At 62.2% G+C, this 24,357-nt stretch carries 22 protein-coding genes and 1 pseudogene; 20 read left to right on the forward strand and 3 right to left on the reverse strand.

Going from position 1 to position 24,357, the window contains the following annotated elements; genetic code table 11:
* Positions 1 to 99 precede the first annotated feature (99 nt).
* Both ACB030_RS00385 and ACB030_RS00390 read right to left on the reverse strand, forming a co-directional pair.
* Positions 100 to 1,785 (reverse strand): ABC transporter substrate-binding protein, encoded by a 1,686-nt coding sequence (locus ACB030_RS00385; RefSeq protein WP_371157142.1) that lies wholly within the window; start codon positions 1,783 to 1,785, stop codon positions 100 to 102.
* 579 nt (positions 1,786 to 2,364) lie between these two features.
* A pseudogene (locus tag ACB030_RS00390) lies at positions 2,365 to 2,730 on the reverse strand (TRAM domain-containing protein); the annotation flags it as partial.
* A 270-nt stretch (positions 2,731 to 3,000) separates the two neighbouring features.
* Between ACB030_RS00390 and ACB030_RS00395 the strand changes: the two are divergent.
* On the forward strand, positions 3,001 to 3,468 hold the full coding sequence (locus ACB030_RS00395; RefSeq protein ID WP_111910278.1) for a GNAT family N-acetyltransferase: 468 nt from the start codon (positions 3,001 to 3,003) through the stop codon (positions 3,466 to 3,468).
* Between the two features lie 149 nt (positions 3,469 to 3,617).
* Here ACB030_RS00395 and rimO read toward each other — a convergent pair whose 3' ends face one another.
* The gene (rimO, locus tag ACB030_RS00400) at positions 3,618 to 4,946 is read right to left on the reverse strand and encodes a 30S ribosomal protein S12 methylthiotransferase RimO (protein ID WP_163156177.1); all 1,329 of its coding nucleotides are present in this window, start codon (positions 4,944 to 4,946) and stop codon (positions 3,618 to 3,620) included.
* Positions 4,947 to 5,241: 295 nt separating this feature from the next.
* On the opposite strand from rimO, the gene ACB030_RS00405 reads away from it, so the two are divergent.
* The 19 genes from ACB030_RS00405 to flhF all read left to right on the forward strand — a co-directional run bounded on the left by ACB030_RS00405 (position 5,242) and on the right by flhF (position 24,357).
* Entirely contained in the window at positions 5,242 to 6,018 is a 777-nt protein-coding gene (locus tag ACB030_RS00405; RefSeq protein ID WP_163136083.1) for a hypothetical protein, read from the forward strand.
* A gap of 149 nt (positions 6,019 to 6,167) precedes the next feature.
* Positions 6,168 to 6,518 carry a hypothetical protein gene (locus tag ACB030_RS00410; protein WP_371157146.1) on the forward strand — a complete coding sequence of 117 codons (351 nt, stop codon included), beginning with the start codon at positions 6,168 to 6,170 and terminating at the stop codon, positions 6,516 to 6,518.
* 126 nt (positions 6,519 to 6,644) lie between these two features.
* The gene (gene fliE / locus ACB030_RS00415; RefSeq protein WP_106887480.1) at positions 6,645 to 6,962 is read left to right on the forward strand and encodes a flagellar hook-basal body complex protein FliE; all 318 of its coding nucleotides are present in this window, start codon (positions 6,645 to 6,647) and stop codon (positions 6,960 to 6,962) included.
* Positions 6,963 to 7,075: 113 nt separating this feature from the next.
* The gene (fliF, locus tag ACB030_RS00420) at positions 7,076 to 8,782 is read left to right on the forward strand and encodes a flagellar basal-body MS-ring/collar protein FliF (RefSeq protein ID WP_025326239.1); all 1,707 of its coding nucleotides are present in this window, start codon (positions 7,076 to 7,078) and stop codon (positions 8,780 to 8,782) included.
* Positions 8,775 to 9,836, forward strand: coding sequence for a flagellar motor switch protein FliG (fliG, locus tag ACB030_RS00425; protein WP_025326240.1), 1,062 nt, complete (start codon positions 8,775 to 8,777; stop codon positions 9,834 to 9,836). The genes fliF and fliG overlap by 8 nt, the downstream gene beginning before the upstream one ends.
* A 68-nt stretch (positions 9,837 to 9,904) precedes the next feature.
* Positions 9,905 to 10,705 (forward strand): flagellar assembly protein FliH, encoded by an 801-nt coding sequence (gene fliH, locus ACB030_RS00430; protein WP_371157149.1) that lies wholly within the window; start codon positions 9,905 to 9,907, stop codon positions 10,703 to 10,705.
* Positions 10,706 to 11,026: 321 nt separating this feature from the next.
* Positions 11,027 to 12,358: a flagellar protein export ATPase FliI gene (fliI, locus tag ACB030_RS00435; RefSeq protein WP_371157151.1), complete on the forward strand. Its 1,332-nt coding sequence runs from the start codon at positions 11,027 to 11,029 to the stop codon at positions 12,356 to 12,358.
* A 16-nt stretch (positions 12,359 to 12,374) separates the two neighbouring features.
* Positions 12,375 to 12,815: a flagellar export protein FliJ gene (fliJ, locus tag ACB030_RS00440; protein ID WP_106887478.1), complete on the forward strand. Its 441-nt coding sequence runs from the start codon at positions 12,375 to 12,377 to the stop codon at positions 12,813 to 12,815.
* A gap of 87 nt (positions 12,816 to 12,902) precedes the next feature.
* Complete coding sequence (locus ACB030_RS00445) at positions 12,903 to 14,813, forward strand: flagellar hook-length control protein FliK (RefSeq protein ID WP_371157154.1); 1,911 nt, start codon at positions 12,903 to 12,905, stop codon at positions 14,811 to 14,813.
* Between the two features lie 57 nt (positions 14,814 to 14,870).
* Entirely contained in the window at positions 14,871 to 15,377 is a 507-nt protein-coding gene (gene fliL, locus ACB030_RS00450; RefSeq protein ID WP_171268714.1) for a flagellar basal body-associated protein FliL, read from the forward strand.
* 10 nt (positions 15,378 to 15,387) lie between these two features.
* Positions 15,388 to 16,458 (forward strand): flagellar motor switch protein FliM, encoded by a 1,071-nt coding sequence (gene fliM / locus ACB030_RS00455; protein WP_205642183.1) that lies wholly within the window; start codon positions 15,388 to 15,390, stop codon positions 16,456 to 16,458.
* A 50-nt stretch (positions 16,459 to 16,508) separates the two neighbouring features.
* The gene (gene fliN / locus ACB030_RS00460) at positions 16,509 to 16,904 is read left to right on the forward strand and encodes a flagellar motor switch protein FliN (protein ID WP_371157157.1); all 396 of its coding nucleotides are present in this window, start codon (positions 16,509 to 16,511) and stop codon (positions 16,902 to 16,904) included.
* Entirely contained in the window at positions 16,901 to 17,293 is a 393-nt protein-coding gene (gene fliO, locus ACB030_RS00465) for a flagellar biosynthetic protein FliO (protein ID WP_371157159.1), read from the forward strand. Before fliN ends, fliO begins: the two co-directional genes overlap by 4 nt.
* Positions 17,280 to 18,035 carry a flagellar type III secretion system pore protein FliP gene (gene fliP, locus ACB030_RS00470; RefSeq protein WP_371157161.1) on the forward strand — a complete coding sequence of 252 codons (756 nt, stop codon included), beginning with the start codon at positions 17,280 to 17,282 and terminating at the stop codon, positions 18,033 to 18,035. Before fliO ends, fliP begins: the two co-directional genes overlap by 14 nt.
* 70 nt (positions 18,036 to 18,105) lie before the next feature.
* Complete coding sequence (gene fliQ / locus ACB030_RS00475; protein WP_010673927.1) at positions 18,106 to 18,375, forward strand: flagellar biosynthesis protein FliQ; 270 nt, start codon at positions 18,106 to 18,108, stop codon at positions 18,373 to 18,375.
* Between the two features lie 70 nt (positions 18,376 to 18,445).
* The gene (fliR, locus tag ACB030_RS00480; RefSeq protein WP_371157163.1) at positions 18,446 to 19,243 is read left to right on the forward strand and encodes a flagellar biosynthetic protein FliR; all 798 of its coding nucleotides are present in this window, start codon (positions 18,446 to 18,448) and stop codon (positions 19,241 to 19,243) included.
* An 80-nt stretch (positions 19,244 to 19,323) separates the two neighbouring features.
* Positions 19,324 to 20,454 (forward strand): flagellar biosynthesis protein FlhB, encoded by a 1,131-nt coding sequence (flhB, locus tag ACB030_RS00485; protein WP_371157165.1) that lies wholly within the window; start codon positions 19,324 to 19,326, stop codon positions 20,452 to 20,454.
* 284 nt (positions 20,455 to 20,738) lie between these two features.
* Positions 20,739 to 22,841 (forward strand): flagellar biosynthesis protein FlhA, encoded by a 2,103-nt coding sequence (gene flhA, locus ACB030_RS00490; RefSeq protein ID WP_371157167.1) that lies wholly within the window; start codon positions 20,739 to 20,741, stop codon positions 22,839 to 22,841.
* A gap of 16 nt (positions 22,842 to 22,857) precedes the next feature.
* Entirely contained in the window at positions 22,858 to 24,357 is a 1,500-nt protein-coding gene (flhF, locus tag ACB030_RS00495) for a flagellar biosynthesis protein FlhF (RefSeq protein ID WP_205642180.1), read from the forward strand.

A 24,357-nucleotide genomic window follows, 5' to 3' on the forward strand; every position in this document is an offset into this window, starting at 1 on the left:
AAGCCTGCCCCGCGCCGGGCAAAGCTCCCCCAACCCCGGCAAAGACGGGGGATGGAAGACATGGCGGGGAAGAGGGCCCCCCGCAGGGGGCCGAGGTGATTAGCTGTTTGGCTTGAGTGACAACACGTGCAGCAGACGCTCCGGGGTGTCCGGGTGTACCTGCGGCTTGGCGACCGGGTTGTCGGCACTGAACCAGCCATTGAAGCGCTTGGTACTGTATTCGTACCAGGTCGGGTTGTTGAACACCGGGATGATGGTCTGGTTGGCCCCGACGCGCTCCTGGATGGCAAACATGATCTCCTTCTGCTTGGCCGCATCGGCGGTCTGGGTGAAGTCATCGATCAGCTTGTCGAGTTCGGGATCCTTGTAACGGGGCGCCGCGAAGCGGTTGCCGCGCTCACCCATGTTGCGGGAGTGGAAGGCGGTCTCGAAGTACTTGTGCGGGTTGGCACCGGCAAAGTAACCCTGCAGGGCGACGTCGAAGTCACCGGTGATCAGGTTCTCGGTCCAGACGGTGGCTTCCGGGGTGGAGGTCTTGGCGTTCAGGCCCAGGGCCTGCAGGCCTTCGACCCCGATCTGGACTGTGTTGACCCAGTCGGTCCAGCCGTTCGGTACCAGCACCTTGAACTCGATCTTCTTGCAGCTCGGGGTGTCGAGGAACTTGTCGCCGTCACAGTCCTTGTAGCCCGCTTCCTTCAGCAGTGCCTTGGCACCTTCCAGATCGAACTTGTTGTACTTGCCGTATTTCTTCTCGACGTCCGGGTTGTCCCAGGAGGCGAATGCCTTGCCCAGACCCGACGGGTATTCGTTGACGGTCGGGTAGCCGTAGCCTGCGATGTCCACCATGGACTGGCGGTCCATCGCCATGGAGAAGGCGCGGCGGAAGTTGATGTCGTTGAAGGCTTCGTTATTGCCCGGGTTCTTGCTCTGGAAGTTGACGTTGAACGCCACCGTGCCGGAGGCCGGGAACCAGTACTTGTTGTTCTTGGGATCGTTGCCGACGTAGAGGCGCTCGATGTCCGGCACGAAGGAGCCGAACCAGTCCACGTCACCCTTCATGACGGCCGCCAGAACCTGGTCGTTGGTGGCCATCTGCGGCATGCGCAGGCAGTCGATGGCGAGGTTGGCGTTGTCCCAGTAGTGCGGGTTGCGGCACTGGGTATAGAGCTGGGCGGAGAAGTTGTCCACTTCGGTGAATGGACCTGTGCCGACCGGCTTGTCGTTGGTGAAGGCAACCGGGTCTTTCACCGACTTCCACTGATGCTCGGGGACGATTGGCACCAGCACCAGGTCGTTCACCACGTTGGTGTTGACCTCGGCCAGGTCGAATTTGACCTTGTTCTCACCCAGCTTCTCGACACCCTTGATCTGAGTCCAGATGGAGCGCTCGTCCAGCGCCTTGTTGGCCTTGACCAGGTTGAAGGAGAAGAGGATGTCGTCGGCGGTGAAGGCTTCACCATCGGACCACTTGACCCCTTCGCGCAGGTCAAAGGTGACCGACTTCAGGTCATCGCTGAAGGCATAGTTGGTGGCCAGACGATAGACGGGTTTGCCACCCTGCATATCGTTGAAGATCACCAGCGGCTCATAGATGAAGTGACGGGTGGTGTGCAGCAGACCGGCCTGCAGGAAGGGGTTGAAGTTCTTGACCCATGCGGTCTCCTGTTGCGCGACCAGGGTCAGCACCGTCTTGTTCTCGGCGGCCATGGCAGTGCCGGCGGTACCGGCGAGCATCAGGGTTCCCAGCATGACTGAGGTAGCGATTTTGGATACTTTGGCAAGCATATTTTTTCCTTTCTTATTGGTCTTCCATGGTTTTGGAATGGAGCACCGGATCCCATGCTTGGATGCCGGCCCTCAATGTTGGTCAGGTTTTGCACCCTTGTAGTTGTGTCATCCAACGCCCTTAGAAAAGCAGAGTTAACAGGAAAACAACAACTCTTCATTTCGTCGATATCGTAAAAACTCGCACTCTCTCGTCATTATCGTCAAACTCTATTTTTAATCCTTTTAAATTATACAGTTGCATTAATTCTCACAAAGTACCAAGTCATCCTTTATGACAATTCAAAGACGATAGTGTGAAGTGGATCGTGCTCGTTTTTGCGCCCCTTCAGTGGCTTTTTTTTGAGCTTGAAACAAGCGAGCCTGGGGGCGGAGCAGAACTGTGCGCTGGCTCACTAAGGGGGCATATCCCGGTGAGTCGGGTGATGGCAGGCGGCCCCTCTCTTGCAGAAGGAGCCGGTGCAGGCTGCCGAGGGGGGGCGCGCAGGTGGCTTGCTGGCAATAAAAAAGCCAGTCAGCATTCACTGACTGGCTTTTTTATTGGCGCCTGCCTGGCTGGCGCCATCATGAACTGCGGACTTAGCTTATCAGGCTGGCCCACAGATCGTACTCGTCCGCCTTGTCGATGCGGACCTTGACGAGATCGCCGGGCTTCAGATCGGTTTCACCGTTCAGGTAGACCAGGCCGTCGATCTCGGGGGCGTCGGCGAAGGAGCGGCCGGTGGCACCCTCTTCGTCCACCTCGTCGATCAACACTGTCATCTCCTTGCCGACCTTGCGGGCCAGCTTGCGAACGGAGACCTGCTGCTGCAGCTCCATGAAGCGTTGGAAACGCTCTTCCTGGACCTCTTCCGGTACAGGATCCGGCAGCTCGTTGGCCTTGGCGCCCTCGACCGGGCTGTATTTGAAGCAGCCAACGCGGTCCAGCTCAGCCTTGTCGATGAAGCCGCAGGCCAAGACCACCTTCACCCCGGCCTATCTGCCACGCCAGTTGCAGAACCGGTTGCTGGGTCATGGCGGGAAAGTGCGCCTTGGCTCCCGACCCCTTCCACTCCCTGGCTGGTTATGATATCCATTCGATAACCTTGTCTAGAGCATGCCGGTCTCGGAGCCTCGCTGCTGGCGAGGCCGCCGCTCGCGGGTGCGACCCTGGGTTTCGCCTCGCCGTGTTCATCCTTCCCCAGCCGGTCAGGGGTTATACGAAAAAGAGGCTTTATGGAGTTGTTGTTACTGGCGGATGCGCCATCTGCCGCAGTCGTGGTTGCCTCATGGTATTTTGACGAATGGTGCCGCGACAGTGGTCGCTTTACTCAAGATCAGGTGCTGGCCAAGGTCATGGCGGCCACCCAGGTTGACCGGGCTCCGCTGATCGTACTGGCCCGCCAGGCCGGTGAATGGGTGGGGGCTGCCGAGCTCAAGATCCGTGAAATGGCGATATTTCCCGAGTACGAATATTGGTTAGGTGGGGTATATGTCGTTGAAAAAGCGCGCGGGCAGGGGGTCGCCTCCTTGCTGGTAACAGAGATCCTCAGCCGCGCTCGCAGGGCGGGGATCAGCAAGCTGTACTTGCAAACCGAAAACCTGACCGGTGGCGTTTATTGCCGTCATGGTTTCAAGGCCGTTGAGGAGGTCAATGATAAAGGCGTTCATGTTCTGGTGATGGTGGCGGATACAGGCATCTAGCCCTCGTCAGAAGCGTTGACCCGGTGACGCCTGGCGCCCCGCTTCAGCGCGCATAACCATTTTGTGCGGCCAATAAAAGAGCCAGTCAGTGACCCTGACTGGCTCTTTTATTGGCGCCTGTCGGGCAGGCGCCATCGTGGACTGCGGACTTAGCCTATCAGGCTGGCCCACAGATCGTACTCGTCCGCCTCGTCGATGCGGACCTTGACCAGATCGCCGGGCTTCAGATCGGTTTCGCCGTTCAGGTAGACCAGGCCGTCGATCTCGGGGGCGTCGGCGAAGGATCGGCCAGTGGCGCCCTCTTCGTCCACTTCGTCGATCAGCACTGTCATCTCCTGGCCGACCTTGCGGGCCAGCTTGCGAACGGAGACCTGCTGCTGCAGCTCCATGAAGCGCTGGAAGCGCTCTTCCTGGACGTCTTCCGGCACAGGATCCGGCAGCTCGTTGGCCTTGGCGCCTTCGACCGGGCTGTATTTGAAGCAGCCAACCCTGTCGAGTTCAGCCTTGTCGATGAAGTCCAGCAGCATCTGGAACTCTTCTTCTGTCTCGCCGGGGAAGCCGACGATGAAGGTGGAGCGCAGGGTGATCTCGGGGCAGATCTCGCGCCACTTCTGGATGCGCTCCAGGGTGCGCTCGACAGTACCCGGGCGCTTCATCAGCTTCAGGATGCGCGGGCTGGCGTGTTGCAGCGGTATGTCCAGGTAGGGCAATACCTTGCCATCGCGCATCAACGGGATGACGTCATCCACGTGCGGGTAGGGGTAGACGTAGTGCAGGCGCACCCAGATGTCGAGCTTGGCCAGCTCTTCGCACAGGGCGACCATGCTGGTCTTGACCGGCATGCCGTCGTAGAAACCGGTGCGATGCTTGACGTCCACGCCGTAGGCGGAGGTGTCCTGGGAGATGACCAGGATCTCCTTCACGCCGGCTTCTTTCAGGCGCTTGGCCTCGGCCAGTACCTCGCCGATGGGACGGCTCACCAGATCCCCGCGCATGGAGGGGATGATGCAGAAGGTGCACCGGTGGTTGCAGCCCTCGGAGATCTTGAGGTAGGCGTAGTGACGGGGGGTCAGCTTGACGCCGTGGGCCGGCACCAGGCTGGTGAAGGGGTTGTGGGTCGGCTTCGCCACGTACTTGTGGACGTGGCCCAGCACCTCTTCATAGGCGTGGGGGCCGGTGATCTCGAGCACCTTGGGGTGGATCTCGCGGATCTGGTTCTCTTTGGCGCCGAGGCAGCCGGTGACTATCACCTTGCCGTTTTCGGCCAGGGCCTCGCCGATGGCTTCCAGCGACTCCTGAACCGCGCTGTCGATGAAGCCGCAGGTGTTGACCACCACCAGCTCCGCATCGTCATAGCTGGGCACCACATCGTACCCTTCGGTACGCAGCTGGGTCAGGATACGCTCGGAATCGACCAGATTTTTGGGGCAACCCAAGGAGACGAATCCTACTTTGGGGGCCTGTTTTGTGTTGGACATCGCTCAATCACTCTTAGGTGGCTCTTATTCAAGGGCGCGGATTTTACCGGAATGGCTAACCAAAAACTATACAACCGAGGTTGTCAGGCCGAACAATATTTACGGTCAGCTTCTGTCCCTTGTCGTCAGGGAGGCTGTGCCCGCTCACGAGGGCGGCCACCGCCGTCCCCTCGCCGCCGGGGAAGCCTGGCCCTGGTTGACCCGGGTGGAGGGGGCAAGCACACAGGACTTCTTTGAGTTGGCTCAAATCTGATAGGGTGGCATGTCCGCTGATGGGATATTTAAGGAGCACACAATGAAGAGCCGATCCTGGTTGATTGCCGCCGTCCTGGCACTTGCATCTGGCCCCAGCCATGCCGACTGGGCGAAATTGAAGGAAGCGGCCTCCGAGCTTGGCACCGCGGTGAGCGATACCAGCAAGGAAGCCTGGCAGGGGATCACCGACTTCTCCAAAGCGACCTGGGAGTCTGTCTCCAGCTGGGGAGCCGATGCCTACAACAAGGCGGGCGCCTGGTCGGAAGAGAGCGCCGCCACCGGCAAGGAGTGGCTGACGGCCGCCGACAAGAAGCTCGACACCATGCTCGAACCCAAGACCCCCGCTGAGGCCAGAACCGCCTTGGATACCATGGCCGATACCGCCCTGGTGCGGTTGTTCAACGAGCAACCCTCCGCCAAGCTGCTGTTTGACCAGGCCTACGGCTATGCGGTGTTCGACTCGCGCAAGTTCTCCCTGATGGTGCACACCAACCAGGGATCCGGGGTTGCCATCAATCGCAAGACGGGCAAACACACCTATATGAAGATGTTTGGCGCCGGGCTGGCCGCCGGCATGGGGGGCAAGTTCTACCAGCAGGTAGTGCTGTTTGAAGACAAGGCCAGGTTCGATGCCTTCGTCAACAAGGGCTGGGAGGCCACCTCCGAAGTGGGGGCCGTGGCCGGCAAGGAGAGCGCCGAGCTGACTGCCAAGTACAATGGCGGCATGGCCATCTACCAGATAGGGGAGAAGGGACTGCTGCTCGATGCCAATATCTCGGGTTCCAAATACTGGCTGGATGACGATCTGAACAAGTGACGGTGGTCGCTGGCAGCGATCCGGTATTTTTCTTTTATCATGTTGAAATACTGCCTGTTTAAATGACCTGACTTGCAGTAAAAAGGGGGCCTTCGGCCCTCTTTTTCATGGGCGAAAGCAAGACACAGTCGTTAAACAAGGAGAGTGGTATGACCCAGGCATCTGAATCTGCCGTGGACTGGCGCCGGGAGTGGGAGCGGCAGAGCATCTGTCTGCGGCTGCAGGAGGGCAGCCCCATGGTCCTCTGGGTCAATGGTGATGAGGTCGAGCCCCTGACGGAAGGGGCGGCAAAGGGGGTCGCCTTCGGCTGGGGACGGGCGGACGAGGGGACAATGGCGCTGACGCTCGCCATCGTCGCCAGGCTGGTGGCGGTGGGCCTGGTGGACCCTGTGCAGGCCACCGAGAAGGCGCACTTCCTGCACGACGAGGTGCTGGTCAAGCTGCCAGCGGACGAGCACCGAGATCTGCATCTCGGTTATCTGAAGCTGGTGCTGGGGTGACATGAGCCGGGACTAGGGCGCCTGTTTGTGGCTGCCCCTTGGCACCGGCGGCCTGCCCCCTCTTCCCGGTTGGCACTCTAATTGCTTAAGGCTTGCCAGTGTCAATGATTTGTCTGGGAAGGGAAGATGGAAATAAGCGCAAGCAGCCTGATGCAAGAGATGCAGGCACTCAAGGTAGAAGCCGGTGCCACGCCGCTGACCCAGCCCGGTCGTCCGGTCAACTCGGATTTCGGTCAGATGCTGCAGCAGGCCCTCGACAACGTCAACGAATTGCAGGGCAGCGCCAACGATCTGCGCACCCGGTTCGATATGGGCGACAAGTCGGTGGACCTGTCCGAGGTGATGATCGCCGGGCAGAAATCCTCCATCGCCTTCGAGGCGACGGTGCAGGTGCGTAACAAGATGGTCGATGCCTACAAGACCATCATGAACATGCCGGTATAAGCGATCTCAATCAATCACGGCGACTGAACATCGTGAAGATGTCGGCAATAAGAGATCTCAATAAATTTTGACGACAGATCATCATGAAGATGTCAGCAATAAGGACCTGAAGAGTGGCTAACGATCCAAACGGCGATCTGCTGATGAACAACGAGGGGGCTGCCGCCCTCGATGAGCACGAGCAGAAGAGCTCGGCCCTGGGCTTTTTGTCCAACACCGATGTGTTGCGGCAGATCACCCTGATCCTGGGGTTGACCATCTGTCTGGCCATCGCCGTCTTCATCCTGCTGTGGGGCAAGGAGCCGGAGATGCGTCCCCTCGGCACCTTCAACACCCAGGAGCTGGTCTCCACCCTGGATTACCTGGATCAGCAGAAGATCCCCTATCAGGTCGACGGTAAGAGCGTGCTGGTCAGTGCCGAGAATTATGCGGACATCCGGCTGCGCCTGACCCGCGCCGGCCTCGCCAGCAGCAGCGAGGCCAGCAACGATGGCGAAGCCATACTGCTCAAGGACTCCAGCTTCGGGGTCAGCCAGCGGATGGAGAGCGAGCGTCTGAAACTGAGCCGCGAGCGCCAGCTGGCGAGCGCCATCGAGCAGTTCCAGAACGTCGCCAAGGCCCAGGTGCTGCTGGCCATCCCGAAAGACAACGTGTTCGCCCGCAACGAGCGCAAGCCGAGCGCCACAGTGGTACTGAGCCTGAAAGGGGCTGCGCTGGGCCAGGGGGAGGTGGACTCCATCGTCGACATGGTCGCCTCCGCCGTGCACGGCCTTGAGCCGACCCGCGTCACCGTTACCGACCAGAACGGCCGCCTGCTCAACTCCGGCTCCCAAGACCCGCTCTCTGCCCAGACTCGCAAGGAGTTTGCGATGCAGCAGAAGCAGGAGCTCGAATACAAACAAAAAATTGACGCCATCCTGATCCCCGTCCTTGGGGCTGACAACTACACGGCGGAGGTGGATCTCTCCCTCGACTTCTCCCAGCAGGAGCAGACCCGCAAGACTTACAATCCGGACCTGCCGGCGGTGCGCTCCGAGATGACGGTAGAAGAGAACAGCGCCAATGGCAGCAATGGCGGCGTGCCTGGCGCGCTCACCAATCAGCCGCCCGCCGCCTCCAGCATTCCCGAGCAGGCCGCCGGCGCGGAAGGGGGAACCGGCTCTTCCGGCCGCTCCCGCAAGGAGGCGACCCGCAACTTCGAACTGGACACCACGGTCAGCCACATCCGGCGCCAGCAGGGCGGCATCCGCCGCATGACGGTGTCGGTGGCGGTGGATTACAAGGCCACTCCCGGCGCCGACGGTGCCGTCACCCGGGAAGCCCGCAGCCAGGCCGAGCTCGATACCCTGCGCCGTCTGCTCAGCGGCGGCCTCGGCTTTGACGTGACCCGGGGAGACACCCTGGAGGTGGTCGCCATTCCGTTCAACCGCCCCGAGCTGGAAGCCGTGGCCGACATGCCCATCTACGAGCAGCCCTGGTTCTGGCGTGCGGTGCGTATCGCCGCCTCGGTGCTGGTCATCATAGTGCTCATCGTCACAGTGGTGCGGCCCATGCTCAAGCGCCTGCTCTACCCGGATGCCAAGCCGGAAGGAGAACTGGACTTCGACAACCACACAGTGCTGGGTGGGGACGACGAGCTGAGCCTGCTGGCGGCCCAGGCCGAGGCCGAGCCGGTGTTCGGCCTGCGGGATGGCCAGCTCAAGCTGCCTGACTTGCACCGTGACGAGGACCTGCTCAAGGCCGTGCGCGCCTTGGTAGCGAATGAACCAGACCTGGCCGCTCAGGTCATCAAAGAATGGGTAACGAACCGAGATGCCTGAAGAGAAGAAAAACCAAGTCACCGGTAACGAGATTACCGACAACCAGCGCCAGATCCTCGACCAGATGGCCGGGATGGAGATGGCGGCGGTCTTGATGCTGAGCCTCAACGAGGAGGATGCCGCCCAGATCTTCCGTCATCTCGAGCCCAAGCAGGTGCAGCGGCTCGGCATGTCCATGGCCTCCATGTCGGATTTCAGTCACGACCGGGTGGCGGCGGTGCATCGTCAATTTATCGACGACATCCAGAAATACACCAACATCGGCATCGGCAGCGAAGACTTCGTGCGCAAGGCTCTGGTGGCGGCGCTCGGGGAGGACAAGGCCAGCAACCTGGTGGATCAGATCATCCTGGGGTCCGGCGCCCGCGGCCTCGACTCCCTCAAGTGGATGGATGCCCGCCAGGTGGCCAGCATCATCCAGAACGAGCACCCGCAGATCCAGACCATAGTGCTCTCCTATCTGGAGCCGGAGCAGTCCGCCGAGATACTGAGCCAGTTCCCGGAGCAGGTGCGCCTGGATCTGGTGATGCGTATCGCCAACCTCGAAGAGGTGCAACCGGCGGCGCTGCAAGAGCTCAACGACATCATGGAGAAGCAGTTCGCCGGCGCGGCCGGGGCTCAGGCGGCCAAGATGGGTGGCCTCAAGGCTGCCGCCAACATCATGAACTACCTGGACACCAACATCGAAGGCCAGCTGATGGACTCCATCCGCGAGTCGGACGAGGAGATGAGCCAGCAGATCCAGGACTTGATGTTCGTGTTCGAGAACCTCATCGATGTGGACGATCGGGGCATCCAGACCCTGCTGCGGGAAGTGCCGGGGGATCTGCTGCAACGGGCCCTCAAGGGCTCGGACGACCAGATGCGCGAGAAGGTGTTCAAGAACATGTCCAAACGGGCCGCCGAGATGCTGGCGGACGATCTGGAGGCCATGGGGCCGATCCGGGTCTCCGAGGTTGAGGCCGCCCAGAAGGAGATCCTCTCCACCGCACGCCGTCTGGCGGACGCGGGCGAGATCATGCTGGGGGCAGGCGGTGGCGAAGAGTTCCTCTAAGTCATGGGCAATGGAATGTGCGATGATGTCGCCCCCTTCCTCCGGCACGCCAGGAGTGTCTTTCGCACATGAATAACAAGAACAGCAAGCTGCGGGGTTATGTCAGACCCGAGGCGGACGAGACCCGGGTGGAAGCCTGGGGCTGGCCCGAGATGGAGGTCGAATCCGAGATCCAGAGCAATGCCCTGGGGCTCGGCCCTGACTGGTATCGCCAGGAGCAGGCGGACGAGACGCCTGAGGAGCAACCGGAGGAGCCCACCCCCAGCATCACTGCCGAAGAGGTGGAGGCAATCCGCCAGGCCGCCTGGGAAGAGGGGCTGGCGGAGGGGCGAGAGGCCGGCTTTGCCAAGGGGTTGGAGGAGGGCAAGCTGGAAGGCTTGCAGCAAGGTCATCAGGCGGGTCTGGAGCAGGGCCGCGAGGAGGGGCTTGCCATGGGCCGCGACCAGGTGGAGCAGGAGATTGCCCACTGGCAGGGGCTCGTCTCCCGCCTCGCCAACCCCTTGAGCGAACAGGACAGCGCCGTGGAGCAGCAGCTCATCACGCTAGTCCAGCAGCTCGCCCGCGCCCTCATTCGCCACGAGGCCGAGACGTCGCCGCGGCTGTTGCTCGAAGCACTCAAGCAGGGTCTTGCCCTGCTGCCCGCCGCCGAGCAAGGGGTCACCCTGATGCTGCACCCGGAGGATGTGGCCCGGGTCGAGCAGGCCTTCGGCGCCGAGGAGTGTGCCCGGCGTCACTGGCGGCTGCAAAGCGACCCTACCCTATCCCCGGGGGATCTGCAGCTGGCCACCGAACTCTCCAGCATCGATCTGACCCTCTCGGGGCGCATCGATCAATTGCTGCGCAACTTCCTTCGTGACAATGCCGACTAACCCCCTTCCCCGATTTGGCATAGGGAGTGCGCGCTGCTTCGCACCATGTTCCTTCGCGACAATGCCGATTGACACCCTGTCCCGGTTTGGCATAGGGAGTGCGCGCTGCTTCGCACCATTTTCCCTCGCGACAATGCCGACTGACACCCTGTCCCGCTCTGGCACAGGGAAGCCAGGCTGCTGCGCATCATTTCTCTTCGTGACAATGCCGGCTGACATCTCTTCCCGGTCGGGCATGGGCTGCGCACTGTCTCCCGACTTAGTGACAATGGCGGCAGGCTCCCTGTCTCGGCCTCTTTCCCCTTTCTCTCTGGAGGTGCGATGACAGCATCCCTGCTCAGTCGACTGCAAGGCTACCGGGTTCGCGATCTCGCCCCCATACCGCCGGTGGCGGGCAAACTCACCCGGGTGGTGGGGCTGACCCTGGAAGCCATCGGCTGCCGCGCCGCCATCGGAGCTTTGTGCCGCATCGACACCCAGGATGGCGTGCTGGAGGCCGAAGTGGTGGGCTTCTCTGGCGATCGGCTGTTTCTGATGCCGAGCGAGCAGCTCAAGGGGATCATTCCTGGCGCCCGTGTGGTGCCCATCACCGAGGATCACGGCATCCCGGTGGGCATGAACCTGCTTGGCCGGGTCATAGACGGCATAGGCCAGCCCCTGGACGGGCTGGGCCCCATCATCTCCTCCCAGACGGTGCAGTTCGCCCAGCATCGCATCAACCCCCTGGCCCGTCGTCCCATCCATGAGCCCATGGACGTGGGGGTGCGGGCCATCAACGCCGTGCTCACCGTGGGGCGGGGTCAGCGGATGGGGCTGTTCGCCGGCTCCGGGGTCGGCAAATCGGTGCTGCTCGGCATGATGACCCGCGGCTCGGTGGCGGATGTGGTGGTGGTGGGTCTCATCGGCGAGCGGGGCCGGGAGGTGAAGGAGTTTATCGAGGAGATCCTCGGCGCCGAGGGGCGCGAGCGCGCCGTGGTGGTGGCGGCACCGGCCGATGCCTCGCCGCTGATGCGACTCAAGGGGTGCGAGACGGCGCTCGCCATCGCCGAGTATTTCCGCGAGCAGGGGCTCAACGTGCTGCTGCTGATGGACTCCCTCACCCGCTACGCCCAGGCCCAGCGCGAGATCGCCCTGGCGGTGGGGGAGCCGCCGGCCACCAAGGGCTACCCGCCCTCGGTGTTTGCCAAATTGCCGGCGCTGGTGGAGCGGGCCGGCAATGGCAGCGACGGCCAGGGCTCCATCACGGCCTTTTTCACCGTGTTGACGGAGGGGGACGATCTGCAGGATCCCATCGCCGATGCGGCGCGGGCCATCCTGGATGGCCACATAGTGCTGGCGCGGGAGCTGGCGGATGCGGGCCACTATCCCGCCATCGACATCGAAAAATCCATCAGCCGGGTCATGCCCATGGTGACCTCACCGGAGCACATGGAGCTGGCGCGCACCTTCAAGCAGTTCTACTCCCTCTATCAGCAGAACCGGGATCTCATCACCATAGGCGCCTACAGCCAGGGATCGGATCCGCGCATCGACAGGGCCATCATTCAGAAACCCTATCTGGATCAGTTCTTGCAGCAGAAGATGCGCGAGGTCATTCACTACGACGAAGGCCTGCAATCCCTGCAGCTGGTGGCCATGCCGCTGATGCGTTAACCGGTGGAGAGCCCTTATGAGTAAAGGATTGACGTTGCTGGCGGGCCGACTGCTGGAGGCCGAACAGCAGGCTGCCATGGCGCTGGCCAAGGCCCAGCAGGATCTCAAGCTGTTCATGGATCAGCAAAACGCCCTCAACCAGTACCGCCAGATCTATCACCAGCAGTGGACGGATCGCGGCCTGCAGGGGATCACGCCCCAGCAGAACAGCCAGTATCACGCCTTCATCAACAAGCTGGAAAATGCGGCGACCCAGCAGTATGAAGGGGTGTTGCAGGTGCGCGAGGCGCTGGCCCAGTGCCGTACCCAGTGGCTCGAAGCCCAGCAGCGGCGCAAGGCGGTCGAGCTGCTGCTCGAGAAGCAGGCGGGGCGAGCGCAGCTGAAGGCCCAGCGTCAGGAGCAGAAGATGCTGGACGATTACGCCATACTGCGACGCTATCACCATTCTGGCCTGTAACTTGCTTTCTATTGCCAACACAGGCTAAGACGCCGCCTCCGCCCCTGGACGTGCGGTCATCACAGTATTGTCGTCAGGGATCCCAGCATGATAGAGACCAAGTTGAACCTAGCTCCCACCCAGGCAATCCCTGCCGACGGCGCCCTGTCGCCCTCTATCCTCGCCGGGGGGGAAGGAAAGGATCTGTCGCTGGCGGACGGCAAGGCCGCCTTTGCCGATGCCATGGCCAGGGCCCAGCGGGTGGGCCAGGAGCCATCGGCCAGTCAAGGGGGTGACGACACTCAGGTGGCGGTTACCCCGGATGCCAAATCTTTGGCGTCTGCCGAGACAACTGGCGATCAGGAGCTGCCCACCAAGGCGCCCTCTGAGGAGACCGAGCTTCCCCCCGACGATTTTCTGCAGCAGCTGCAGGCCTCCCTCAGGCAGGATGTCAGCCTGGTGGTGCCCCCAGCCTTGCCCCCTCAGGAGGTGACGGTGACCGCCGACGGCAATGACTTGCCGCCCGAGTCGCAGTCGTTGACCGACGGCAGCAAGCCAGTCCCGACACCGGGCGCCGCAGGGCGAGAGATCGCCACACCGCAGGCGCTGTTGCAACCAGCGGGCGAGGGGAGTAGCGCCAAGGTGTCCGCTCGTCCGGACAAGGCAAACAGCACGAATGAATCCGGCAAGGGGGCTCAGGCCATCTCTGCATCAGCCAACGCCCTGCCGATAAGCCAGCAGGAAGACGCTGTTTCCGCCAACGCCTTGCCGATAAGCCAGCCGGAAGACGATGCCGTGGCTGCGGACAAGCCGGCCAATCCCGGGCCTGCATCATCGAAACCGACTGCGCTCCCCTTGTCTGGCGAAGAGCGCGCCGCCCTGCTGGCCAAGGTGGTCGCTACCTCAGAAGCCACCGAGCCACGGCACACAGTGGCCCAGGTGACAGACGAACCCCATAAACAGATGGCCTCGGAAGCTGCGGTCAAGGGTGCTGGCACACAAACGCCTCATGCCGTGCAGGGCGGTGCGGCCAAGGCCTTTGGTGAAGGGCTGGTCAGGATGGACGCAGGTGTGAATGACGGCGTTGAGGCTAGTACGGATGCCGCGACTGAGGATGGTAACAAGTCTCGCATGGCGGCTTCGGAACAAGAATCCAGGCCAGCGCAGACCACGGGGGCGAACAAGCCCGATGCAAGCGCTGGCGCGACCGGCGGCACTACTCCCCAGCCCGCCCCATCCAGCCCGGATCCCGTGCTGACGGCGCCCCAGCAGACGCTGGCGCGTCACGAGTCCCAGGGGCCGCAAGCCTCGCTGACGGCCCTGTCGGCCGGTATCCAGCAGATGGAGGCCGAACCTGCGGTGGCCGTCGGAGCCGCCGTGGATCTCAAGCCGGCGGCGCAGAAATCCAAACTCGATGAGCTGGGCAAGCAACTCGGGGTCGAGGCCAAGGGCACAGAGCCGAGCGAGGGAGCCCAGCCGCTGCAGCAGACCCAGAGCAGCGATGGCAAGCCTGCGGCCGAGCTGAGCGCGCGGCGGGAGCCCCAGAGCCTGCCGCACCTCAAGCTGGCCACCCCGGAGGCGCCGGCCCAGTTGCACCAGAAGGTGAACCTGATGCTGGCGGACAAGCTGCAGCAGGCGGAGATCCAGCTAGACCCCCTGGGCCTTGGCAAGATGAAGATCCAGATCCAGCTGGACGCCTCCAGCCAGGCCAACGTCCACTTCGTGGTGCAGCATGGCCAGACCCGGGAGATGCTGGAGCAGGCCATGCCGCGGCTGCGGGATATGCTGGCGGGGCAGGGGATCCAGCTCGGTCAGACAGTGGTGCAACAACAGGCGCAGCAGCAGGGGCAACAGCAGCAGGGACAGCCGCCATCACAGGGCCAGTCTGGCTTCGGCGGCCAGGGTCAGCAAGGGGGAGGCTTTGCCGGTGGCGGCCAGCCGGAGGGGGAGGGCAGGGCCCGGACCCTGAGTCTGCTGGTGGAATCGACAAACGATGCCGGAATTGATTTCTATGCTTGATGCCTGCCCGAGTAAGTTTATGATACCGAACAAGTTTGAGACTAGGGTGGACAAGGGATGGCAGACGATAACGAACTGACGCTGAAGGACCCGGCGGCGGCCAAGAAAAAGAAGCTGATCATGATAGTCGCCCTGGTCGTCATCCTCCTGGGTGGCGGCGGGGCCGGTGCCTGGTTCATGTTTGCCGGGTCGGACGAGCCGGCGGCCGACACGGCCGAGGCCAAGCCCGAAGCCAGTGCGCCCCAGCCCTCTCTCTATGTGGGCATGCCGCGCCCCTTCGTGTTCAACGTGGCGGGCGGGCAACGGGATCGGCTGGTACAGATCAAGATCCAGCTGATGGTGCGCGGGGCCGCTGACGAGACCCTGGCGAAACAGAATATTCCCCTGATCGAAGGGACCCTGCTGCGGGTCTTCAGCGCGGCCACCGCCGAGCAGCTGATGACCTTCGAGGGCAAGGAGAAGCTGCGTCAGGATTCATTGGAAGAGTGTCGCCGGGTCCTGAAGGATCTGGTCTCTTCCCCCGTAATAGAACAAGTGCTGTTTACCGGCTTTGTCATGCAATGAAAGGTGAAGCGTGAGCGATCTGTTAAGTCAGGACGAAATTGATGCCCTCTTGCACGGTGTCGATGATGTCGAAGAGGAAGAGCTAGGGGCGGCCGGGGATCCCGGTGTTGCCCAGTTTGACTTCTCCTCCCAGGACCGCATCGTCCGTGGCCGCATGCCGACCCTGGAGCTGGTGAACGAGCGATTCGCCCGTCACATGCGCATCAGCCTGTTCAACATGATGCGGCGCACCGCCGAGGTGTCGATCAACGGCGTGCAGATGCTCAAGTTCGGCGAATACGTGCATACCCTGTTCGTGCCGACCAGCCTGAACATGGTGCGCTTCCGTCCCCTCAAGGGGACGGCGCTCATCACCATGGAGGCGCGTCTCGTCTTCATCCTGGTAGAGAACTTCTTCGGCGGCGACGGCCGCTATCACGCCAAGATAGAGGGGCGCGAGTTCACCCCCACCGAGCGGCGCATCATCCAGATGCTGCTCAAGCTGGTGTTCGAGGACTACAAGGATGCCTGGGCGCCGGTGATGGACGTCGGCTTCGAATACCTCGACTCGGAAGTGAACCCGGCCATGGCCAACATCGTCAGCCCCACCGAGGTGATAGTGGTGAGCTCCTTCCACATCGAGCTGGATGGCGGCGGCGGCGACTTCCACGTGGCCATGCCCTACTCCATGCTCGAACCCATCCGCGAGCTGCTGGATGCCGGGGTGCAGAGTGACAAGGGCGACACAGACGTGCGCTGGAGCAAGGCCCTGCGCGACGAGATCATGGACGTCAAGGTGGAGCTCAAGGCCAAGCTGCTGGAGACAGAACTCTCTCTGCGCGAGCTGATGGAGCTGCAACCGGGCGACATCATCCCGGTGGAGATGCCGGAGAACCTGCTGGTCTTCGTGGAGGACCTGCCCACCTTCCACGCCAAGATGGGGCGCACCAAGGAGAACGTGGCGCTCAAGATAGTGGACAAAATCAAGCGCCCTGACGGAGTCAAGACAGAGATGCATCTGGTGACCCGGGGGGGCGTGCGTATCGATGGCGAGGCCGAGCTGGAAGAGCTCGAACGCAGCATCGCCGATAAACAGCCCTAACAGACCCGTCGCCTGCGACCTGGGTCAAGAAGCAGCATGAGGAAGTGAAGATGAGCGGAACCGATGACGAGCAGGATCTGATGGCTGACGCCTGGGCTGCCGCGCTGGAAGAGCAGGTGATGGCCGAGGCCAAGCCAGCCCCCCTGGAGGAGCTGAGAGACGACGCCCCCATCAGTGCCGAGGAGCGGCGCAAGCTGGACACCATTCTGGACATCCCGGTGACCATCGCCATGGAAGTGGGACGCAGCCAGATCAGCATCCGCAACCTGCTGCAGCTGAACCAGGGCTCTGTCGTGGAGCTGGATCGGGTAGCGGGCGAGCCCCTGGATGTGCTGGTCAACGGCACCCTGATCGCCCACGGCGAGGTGGTGGTGGTGAACGACAAGTTCGGCATTCGCCTGACCGATGTCATCAGCCAGATAGAGCGCATTAAGAAACTCAAATGATCCGTGCTCTCGCTCTGATACTGTTCGCCGCCCCGGCACTGGCCAACCCGGCCAACCCGGGGGCTGGCGCCACACCCCCCAGCATCACCTCCTGGCTGCTCTCCAGCCTGATGGTGATCGGCCTCATCCTGGTGCTGGGCTTCCTGCTCAAGAAGAGCAAGCTCACCCAGGTGATGGGGGGCGGCCAGATGAAGGTCATCGCCACCCTGCCGCTCGGCTACAAGGAGAAGCTGATGGTGGTCAAGGTGGGCGAGCAACAGCTGCTCATCGGGGTGACGCCGCAGCAGGTCAACTTCCTCTATCGCCTGGAAGAGCCCCTGGACGAGCGTCAGCCCCAGGCCTTCTCCCAGCAGCTCGGCAAATTGATGGGCAAGCATGAAAAAAGTTAACTGGATCGGGTGCCTGAGCCTGCTGTCCGTGCTGCTGCCGCCCCTGGCGATGGCCCAGGACGGCATGTCGGCGCTGACGGTCAAGACCATGGCGGATGGCAGTCAGGAGTACAGCCTGACCCTGCAGGTGCTGGCGCTGATGACCGCGCTCTCCTTCCTGCCGGCCATTGTCATCATGATGACCTCCTTCACCCGGATCATAGTGGTGCTCGGGATCCTCAGACAGGCCATAGGCCTGCAGCAGAGCCCGTCCAACCAGGTGCTGATCGGCATCGCCCTCTTCATGTCCTTCTTCATCATGTCCCCGGTGCTGGATCGCATCAACGAGGAGGCGCTGCAGCCCTATCTGGCGGAGACCATAGGGCCCAAGGAGGCGCTGGAGAAGGCCGAGCTGCCCATTCACCAGTTCATGCTGGCCCAGACCCGGGTCAAGGATCTCAACACCTTCATGGAGATAGCGAACGTGCAGGTGGAGAAACCTGCCGATGTGCCGCTGCGGGTGCTGATCCCGGCCTTCGTCACCAGCGAGCTCAAGACCGCCTTCCAGATAGGCTTCATGCTGTTTCTGCCCTTCCTGGTCATCGATCTGGTGGTGGCGAGCATACTGATGGCCATGGGGATGATGATGTTGTCTCCCATGCTGGTCTCCCTGCCGTTCAAGCTGATGCTGTTCGTCATGGTGGATGGCTGGAACCTGATCCTGGGGTCGCTTGCGACCAGTTTCGGGCTGGGGGCGGGGTGATGCCGTCCCTCAAGCTCATCCCGGTGTCCCTGGCCGGGATGGGCGGTTAAGCCGCGCAAGGAGCACGAACATGAGTCCTGAAACCTTTGTCGACGTATTCCGCGAGGCGCTCTGGCTGGTGACCATCATGGTGTGTGCCGTGATCCTGCCGAGCCTGATGGTGGGGCTGGTGGTCGCCATCTTCCAGGCCGCCACCTCCATCAACGAACAGACACTGAGCTTCCTGCCCCGTCTCGTGGTCACCCTGCTGGCCCTGGGGGCCGGTGCCCACTGGGGCTTGCAGAGCCTGATGGACTTCTTCCAGCTGATGGTGAGCCAGATCCCCGAGGTGGTCGGCTGATGCCAGTGTCGGCATTAGCGACCATCAGGCTGCCGATGACGACCCGTCCCACGGCTTTCGGAGCGGTGGCATGAGCTATACCACTGCGGTGATCATGGAGTGGCTGGCGTCCGTGCTCTGGCCGCTTGCCCGGGTGAGCAGCCTGCTGATGGTGATGGCGGTGTTCGGCAGCCGGCTGGCTCCTGCGAACGTTCGCATGGGGCTGGCGCTCGCCATCACCTTCATCATCGCCCCCCTGCTGCCCCCCATGCCCAAGGTGGAGCTGTTCTCCGTCGGCAGCTTCCTGGTGCTGGGGCAGCAGCTGCTCATCGGCATAGCGCTCGGCCTCATGACCCAGTTTCTGCTGGAAAGCTTCGTGATGGCGGGCCAGATCATCGCCATGCAGACCAGCCTGGGCTTCGCCACCCTGGTGGATCCCATGAACGGCCAGTCGGCCCCCGTGGTGGGCCAGTTCTACCTGATGCTGGCGACCCTGGTGTTCCTGGCGGTGGATGGTCACCTCCTGATGATCAGGATGGTGGTGCTGAGCTTCGAGACCCTGCCGGTCTCGGACAGCGGGCTCAGCCTGCCCGCCATCCAGAGCCTGGTGAGCTTCCTCGGGGTCATGTACCAGGCCTCCCTGGTGATGGCGCTGTCGGCCATCATCGCCCTGCTGCTCATCAACTTCGCGTTCGGGGTCATGACCCGGGCGGCCCCCCAGCTCAACATCTTCAGCATCGGCTTCGCGGTCAGCATGATGTCGGGCCTGTTCATCCTCTGGCTCACCATAGGGGGCTTCATGGGGCACTTCGACGCCCTCTGGGAGCGGGTGCAGGAGACCAGCTGCGAGCTTATCCAGGTCCAGTGCCTCGGGGGGCAGCATGGTTGATACCGGTCTGAAACATCGCCTTGTCTGCTGTGCGTGGGGGTCCGCTCGTCATGACGACTCGATGTGCCTGAGAGGTCAGCATGGCTGATACCGATCAGGAACGTACCGAACAACCCACGGGCAAACGACTGCAACAGGCCCGGGAAAAAGGGCAGATTGCACGCTCCAAGGAGCTGGGGACCGCCAGCGTCCTGCTGGCGACCGTGTTCGGCTTGCTGATGATCAAGGAGAGCCTGGCGGGTGCCATGGTCAAGGTGCTCACCATGGGCTTTACCCTGGACCGGGATCAGGCCTTCGATCCCAACGCCATGGGGGTCATGCTGCCCACCCTGCTGTGGGAGTTGCTGCAACCCCTCGGCCTGCTGTTCCTGCTGGTGACCATAGCCGCCTTCGTGGGCAACACATTGCTGGGGGGGATGAACTTCTCCTCCGAGGCCATGCTGCCCAAGTGGAGCAAGCTGAGCCCCTTGAATGGTTTGAAGAGGATGTTCGGGGTGCAGTCCCTGGTGGAGCTCGTCAAGTCCATCGCCAAGGTGGTGTTCATCAGCCTGTTCGCCTGGTGGATGCTGTCGAGCCAGTTCAACCACCTGCTCAATCTCTCCCTCGAGGGTTTCCCCGGCGGCATCATAGACGCCCTGGATCTGCTGCTGTGGATGCTGATCATCCTCTGCTGCGCCCTGATCCCCATCGTCGCCATCGACGTGCCCTTCCAGACCTGGAACCACACGCGCCAGCTCAAGATGACCAAGCAGGAGATAAAGGACGAGTTCAGGGACAGCGAGGGCAAGCCCGAGGTCAAGGGCAAGATCCGCCAGTTGCAGATGCAGATGGCGATGCGTCGCATGATGGGGGATGTGCCCAAGGCGGACGTCATCATCACCAACCCGACCCACTACTCTGTGGCCCTGAAATACGACGCGGGCAAGCCAGGCGCCGCCCCCAAGGTGCTGGCCAAGGGGGTGGACGAGGTGGCGATGAAGATCCGGGAGATAGCGCGGGAATACGACATCCCAGTGATGTCCTCGCCGCCGCTGACCCGGGCCATCTACCATGCCACCGAGATTGGTCAGGAGATCCCCGAGGGGCTGTTTGCCGCCGTGGCCCAGGTGCTGGCCTACGTCTATCAGCTCAAGAAGTTCCGTCGTGGCCGTGGCCGCCGCCCGACTCCGGTCGCCAAAGACCTGCCCATTCCGCCGGAATATCGCAAGTAGTCTGGTGTTCAGCTGAGGGTGGCTGGTTACCCATGATCGCCAGGGATCTGTCTACTATGCCGCCGGACTATTGCAAGTAGCCTCGCTCCCGCCCTGTCTGCCATGGATCTGCCCATTCCAGCGGGATGTGCTGGCAACACCCCGCTGCCCATCGAGCTACCCGAACAAGTCCTCCGACGGACTTCTGACAGCATCAAAATAAAATACTTAAAGATCAATGGTTTGAGTAATTGGCTTGATATTTGCTTTAATTCGCCATCGGCAGTTGTAAATCGAGAAGAACGATGGGATTCAAGGCTGGAGTGAGCCGTTTCAAAGAGTACAGATGGTTGCTCAGCAAGGGGATAGGGACCCCGTTGCTGGTGCTCGCCTCTCTCGGCATGGTGGTACTCCCCATACCGCCCCTGATGCTGGATATCCTCTTCTCCTTCAACATCGCCCTCTCCATAGTGGTGCTGCTGGTGGCCGTCTATACCCGTCGGCCGCTGGAGTTTGCCGCCTTCCCCACAGTCCTGCTGATAGCGACCCTGCTGCGGCTCGCCCTCAACGTCGCCTCTACCCGGGTGGTGCTGCTGGAAGGCCACAACGGCAGCGCGGCGGCGGGCCATGTGATCGAGGCCTTCGGCAACGTGGTGATCGGCGGCAACTATGCGGTGGGCATCATCGTCTTCATGATCCTGGTGATCATCAACTTCGTGGTGGTCACCAAGGGTGCGGGCCGGATCTCGGAGGTGAGCGCCCGTTTCACCCTGGACGCCATGCCCGGCAAGCAGATGGCCATAGATGCAGACCTGAACGCCGGTCTCATCAACCAGGAAGAGGCGAAGAAGCGCCGTCAGGACGTGACCCAGGAAGCTGACTTCTACGGCTCCATGGACGGTGCCTCCAAATTCGTGAAGGGGGATGCCGTCGCCGGCATCATGATCCTCTTCATCAACATCATCGGTGGCTTCATCATCGGCATGATGCAGCACCAGCTCAGCTTCGGCGAAGCGGCCGAGATCTACACCCTGCTCGCCATAGGTGACGGCCTGGTGGCCCAGATACCGTCCCTGCTGCTCTCCATCGCCGCCGCCATCATAGTCACCCGTCAAAATACCGATCAGGACATGGGCACGGCCGTGCTCGGCCAGCTGTTCGAGAACCCCAAGGCGCTGGTGATCTCCGCCGGCATACTGCTGATGATGGGCAGCGTGCCCGGCATGCCGCACCTGGCCTTCCTGAGTCTGGGGGCGGTGGCGGCGGCCGGCGCCTGGTGGCTGCTGCGCCGGGAGAAACTGAACAAGGCCAGGGCGGCGAGCGGTGAACTCTTGCCGGCCCAGGGCGATGCCCCGGTCGAGCAGAAGGACCTGAGCTGGGACGACGTCATGCCGGTGGACATCATCGGCCTGGAGGTGGGCTATCAGCTCATCCCGCTGGTGGACAAGAACCAGGGGGGCGAGCTGCTCAACCGGATCAAGGGGGTGCGCAAGAAGCTCTCCCAGGAGTTCGGCTTCCTGGTGCCTGCGGTGCATATCCGCGACAACCTGGATCTCGCCCCCAATCAGTACCGCATCACCCTGATGGGGGTGAGTACCGGCGAGGCCACCGTCTATCACGACAAGGAGATGGCCATCAACCCGGGTCAGGTGTTCGGCCAGATCCAGGGCATAGCGACCCAGGATCCCGCGTTCGGACTGGAGGCTGTCTGGGTCGCCAAGGAGCAGGTCTCCCAGGCCCAGACCCTGGGTTACACAGTGGTGGATGCGGCCACCGTGGTGGCCACCCACCTGAGCCAGATCCTCTCCAACCATGCCGCCTTGCTGCTGGGTCACGACGAGGTGCAGCAGTTGCTGGACATGATAGGGAAGCATCAGAGCAAGCTGGTGGAAGGGCTGGTTCCCGAGGTGATCAGCATGGGCAACCTGGTCAAGGTATTGCAAAATCTCCTCAATGAAGGCGTGCCAATTCGCGATATGCGCACTATCCTGCAGACCCTCGTGGAATATGCGCCACGCAGCCCGGACCCGGAAGTGTTGACCGCCGCCTGCCGTATCGCCCTGCGCAGGCTGATCGTGCAGGAGATTGCCGGCCCCGAGCCCGAGCTGCCGGTGATCACCCTTTCACCAGAACTGGAACGCATATTGCATCAATCCCTGCAAGCAGGTGGGGGAGATGGCGCCGGTATAGAACCGGGACTGGCGGAGCGGATGCAGCGCTCCCTGGTGGAAGCCACTCAACGACAAGAACTGGAAGGCCAGCCGGCCGTGCTTCTGACATCGGGGATATTGCGCAATACCCTGGCGAAATTTGTCAAGAATGCCATTCCTGGATTACGCGTCCTGTCTTATCAGGAAGTGCCTGATGACAAGCAGATCCGCATCGTCAGTGCGGTGGGACAGGGCTAGTTAGCGGAGATGACGGGTGAAGATTAAGCGGTTTTTTGCCAAAGACATGCGCACGGCGCTGGCCGAGGTCAAGGAGACTCTCGGGCCGGATGCCGTCATCATGTCCAACAAAAAGGTCACCGGTGGGGTGGAGATAGTCGCGGCCGTCGATTATCAGTCCCAGGTGCCTGGACCTAAAGATGCGCCGGTTCGCCGTCAGTTGAACGATGAGAGCGTCAATATCTCGTCTGCGGGCAAGCAGATGACGCGCTCCGCTCCCCCCAAGGAGCAGAACGAATACTATGCCGATACCCTGGCGGCCCTGCTGGCGCGCCAGCAGAAGCTCAACCCGGCCAATCCGGCGGGCGGCAACGCCGCTCAGGGGTCATGGCCTGCGAATGGGGCGGGCAACGGCAATGCTGCCTCGGCCTCCTGGCCCGCCAATGGCGGCGCAGGCACCCAGTCCGCCGGACTGGCGTCTGCCGCCAGCGCACCCAGGACCCTGGCCGAACAGGGCCAGTGGGGCGCGGCCCCCGAGCCTGCCAAGCCGAAGGCGCGTCCTGCCCCCGGTCCCCGTGCTGCCCAGTCCGCCCCGCGGGATCAGGAGATGGAGGGGATGCGCAAGGAGATGGCCAGCATCCGCAAGCTGCTGGAGCACCAGATCTCCGGTCTGATGTGGCAGGAGGTGGAGCGCCGCGAGCCGATGCGGGCGCTGCTCATCAAGGAACTCAAGAAGATGGGGTTCGATGATGCCTTCGCCGATCAGCTGGCCGGCCTTATCCCGGAAGACATGCCCATCCATCAGGCCATGGCCCAGCTGGCCGAGGTGCTGACGGCCCAGCTCAAGATCAGCGAAGACGACATCTTGCGCCAGGGCGGTGCCGTGGCGCTGCTCGGCCCGACCGGGGTGGGCAAGACCACCACCATCGCCAAGCTGGCGGCCCGCTTTGCCATGAAGTATGGCGCCGAGCAGGTGGCCCTCATCACCACGGACAACTACAGGATCGGGGCCCACGAACAGCTGCAGACCTATGGTCGCATCATGGGTTGCCCGGTGCGCCAGGTGCGCGATGCCGAGGAGCTGGCCAATGCGCTCTATCAGTTCCGTCACCGCCGGCTGGTGCTCATCGATACCGCCGGGGTAGGGCAGCGGGATATCCGCCTGACCGAGCAGCTCGACACCCTGGTGAAGAATGCCAAGGTGCGCATTCGCAGCTACCTGGTCATGTCAGCCACCTCCCAGCGCCGGGTGATGCAGGAGGCGGTGGATCACTTCCGGCGCATTCCGCTCTCCGGCTGCATCCTGACCAAGCTCGACGAGAGCCTGAATCTGGGTGAAGTGATTAACGTATGCATTCAGAACGCCCTGCCCATCAGCTACATCACGGATGGACAGCGGGTGCCGGAAGATATTCAAGTTGCCAATGCGGCGCTGCTGGTCGGCGCGGCCATGGGCTCGCTGGAGCGGGAAACAGAAGACCCTTACTTCTGGGGTTCAGGTTTTGGCGAGGCCGAAGATTCGGAGTTTTATGAGTAA

The organism is Aeromonas sp. S16(2024) (genome assembly GCF_041403065.1).
Taxonomy (GTDB): domain Bacteria; phylum Pseudomonadota; class Gammaproteobacteria; order Enterobacterales; family Aeromonadaceae; genus Aeromonas.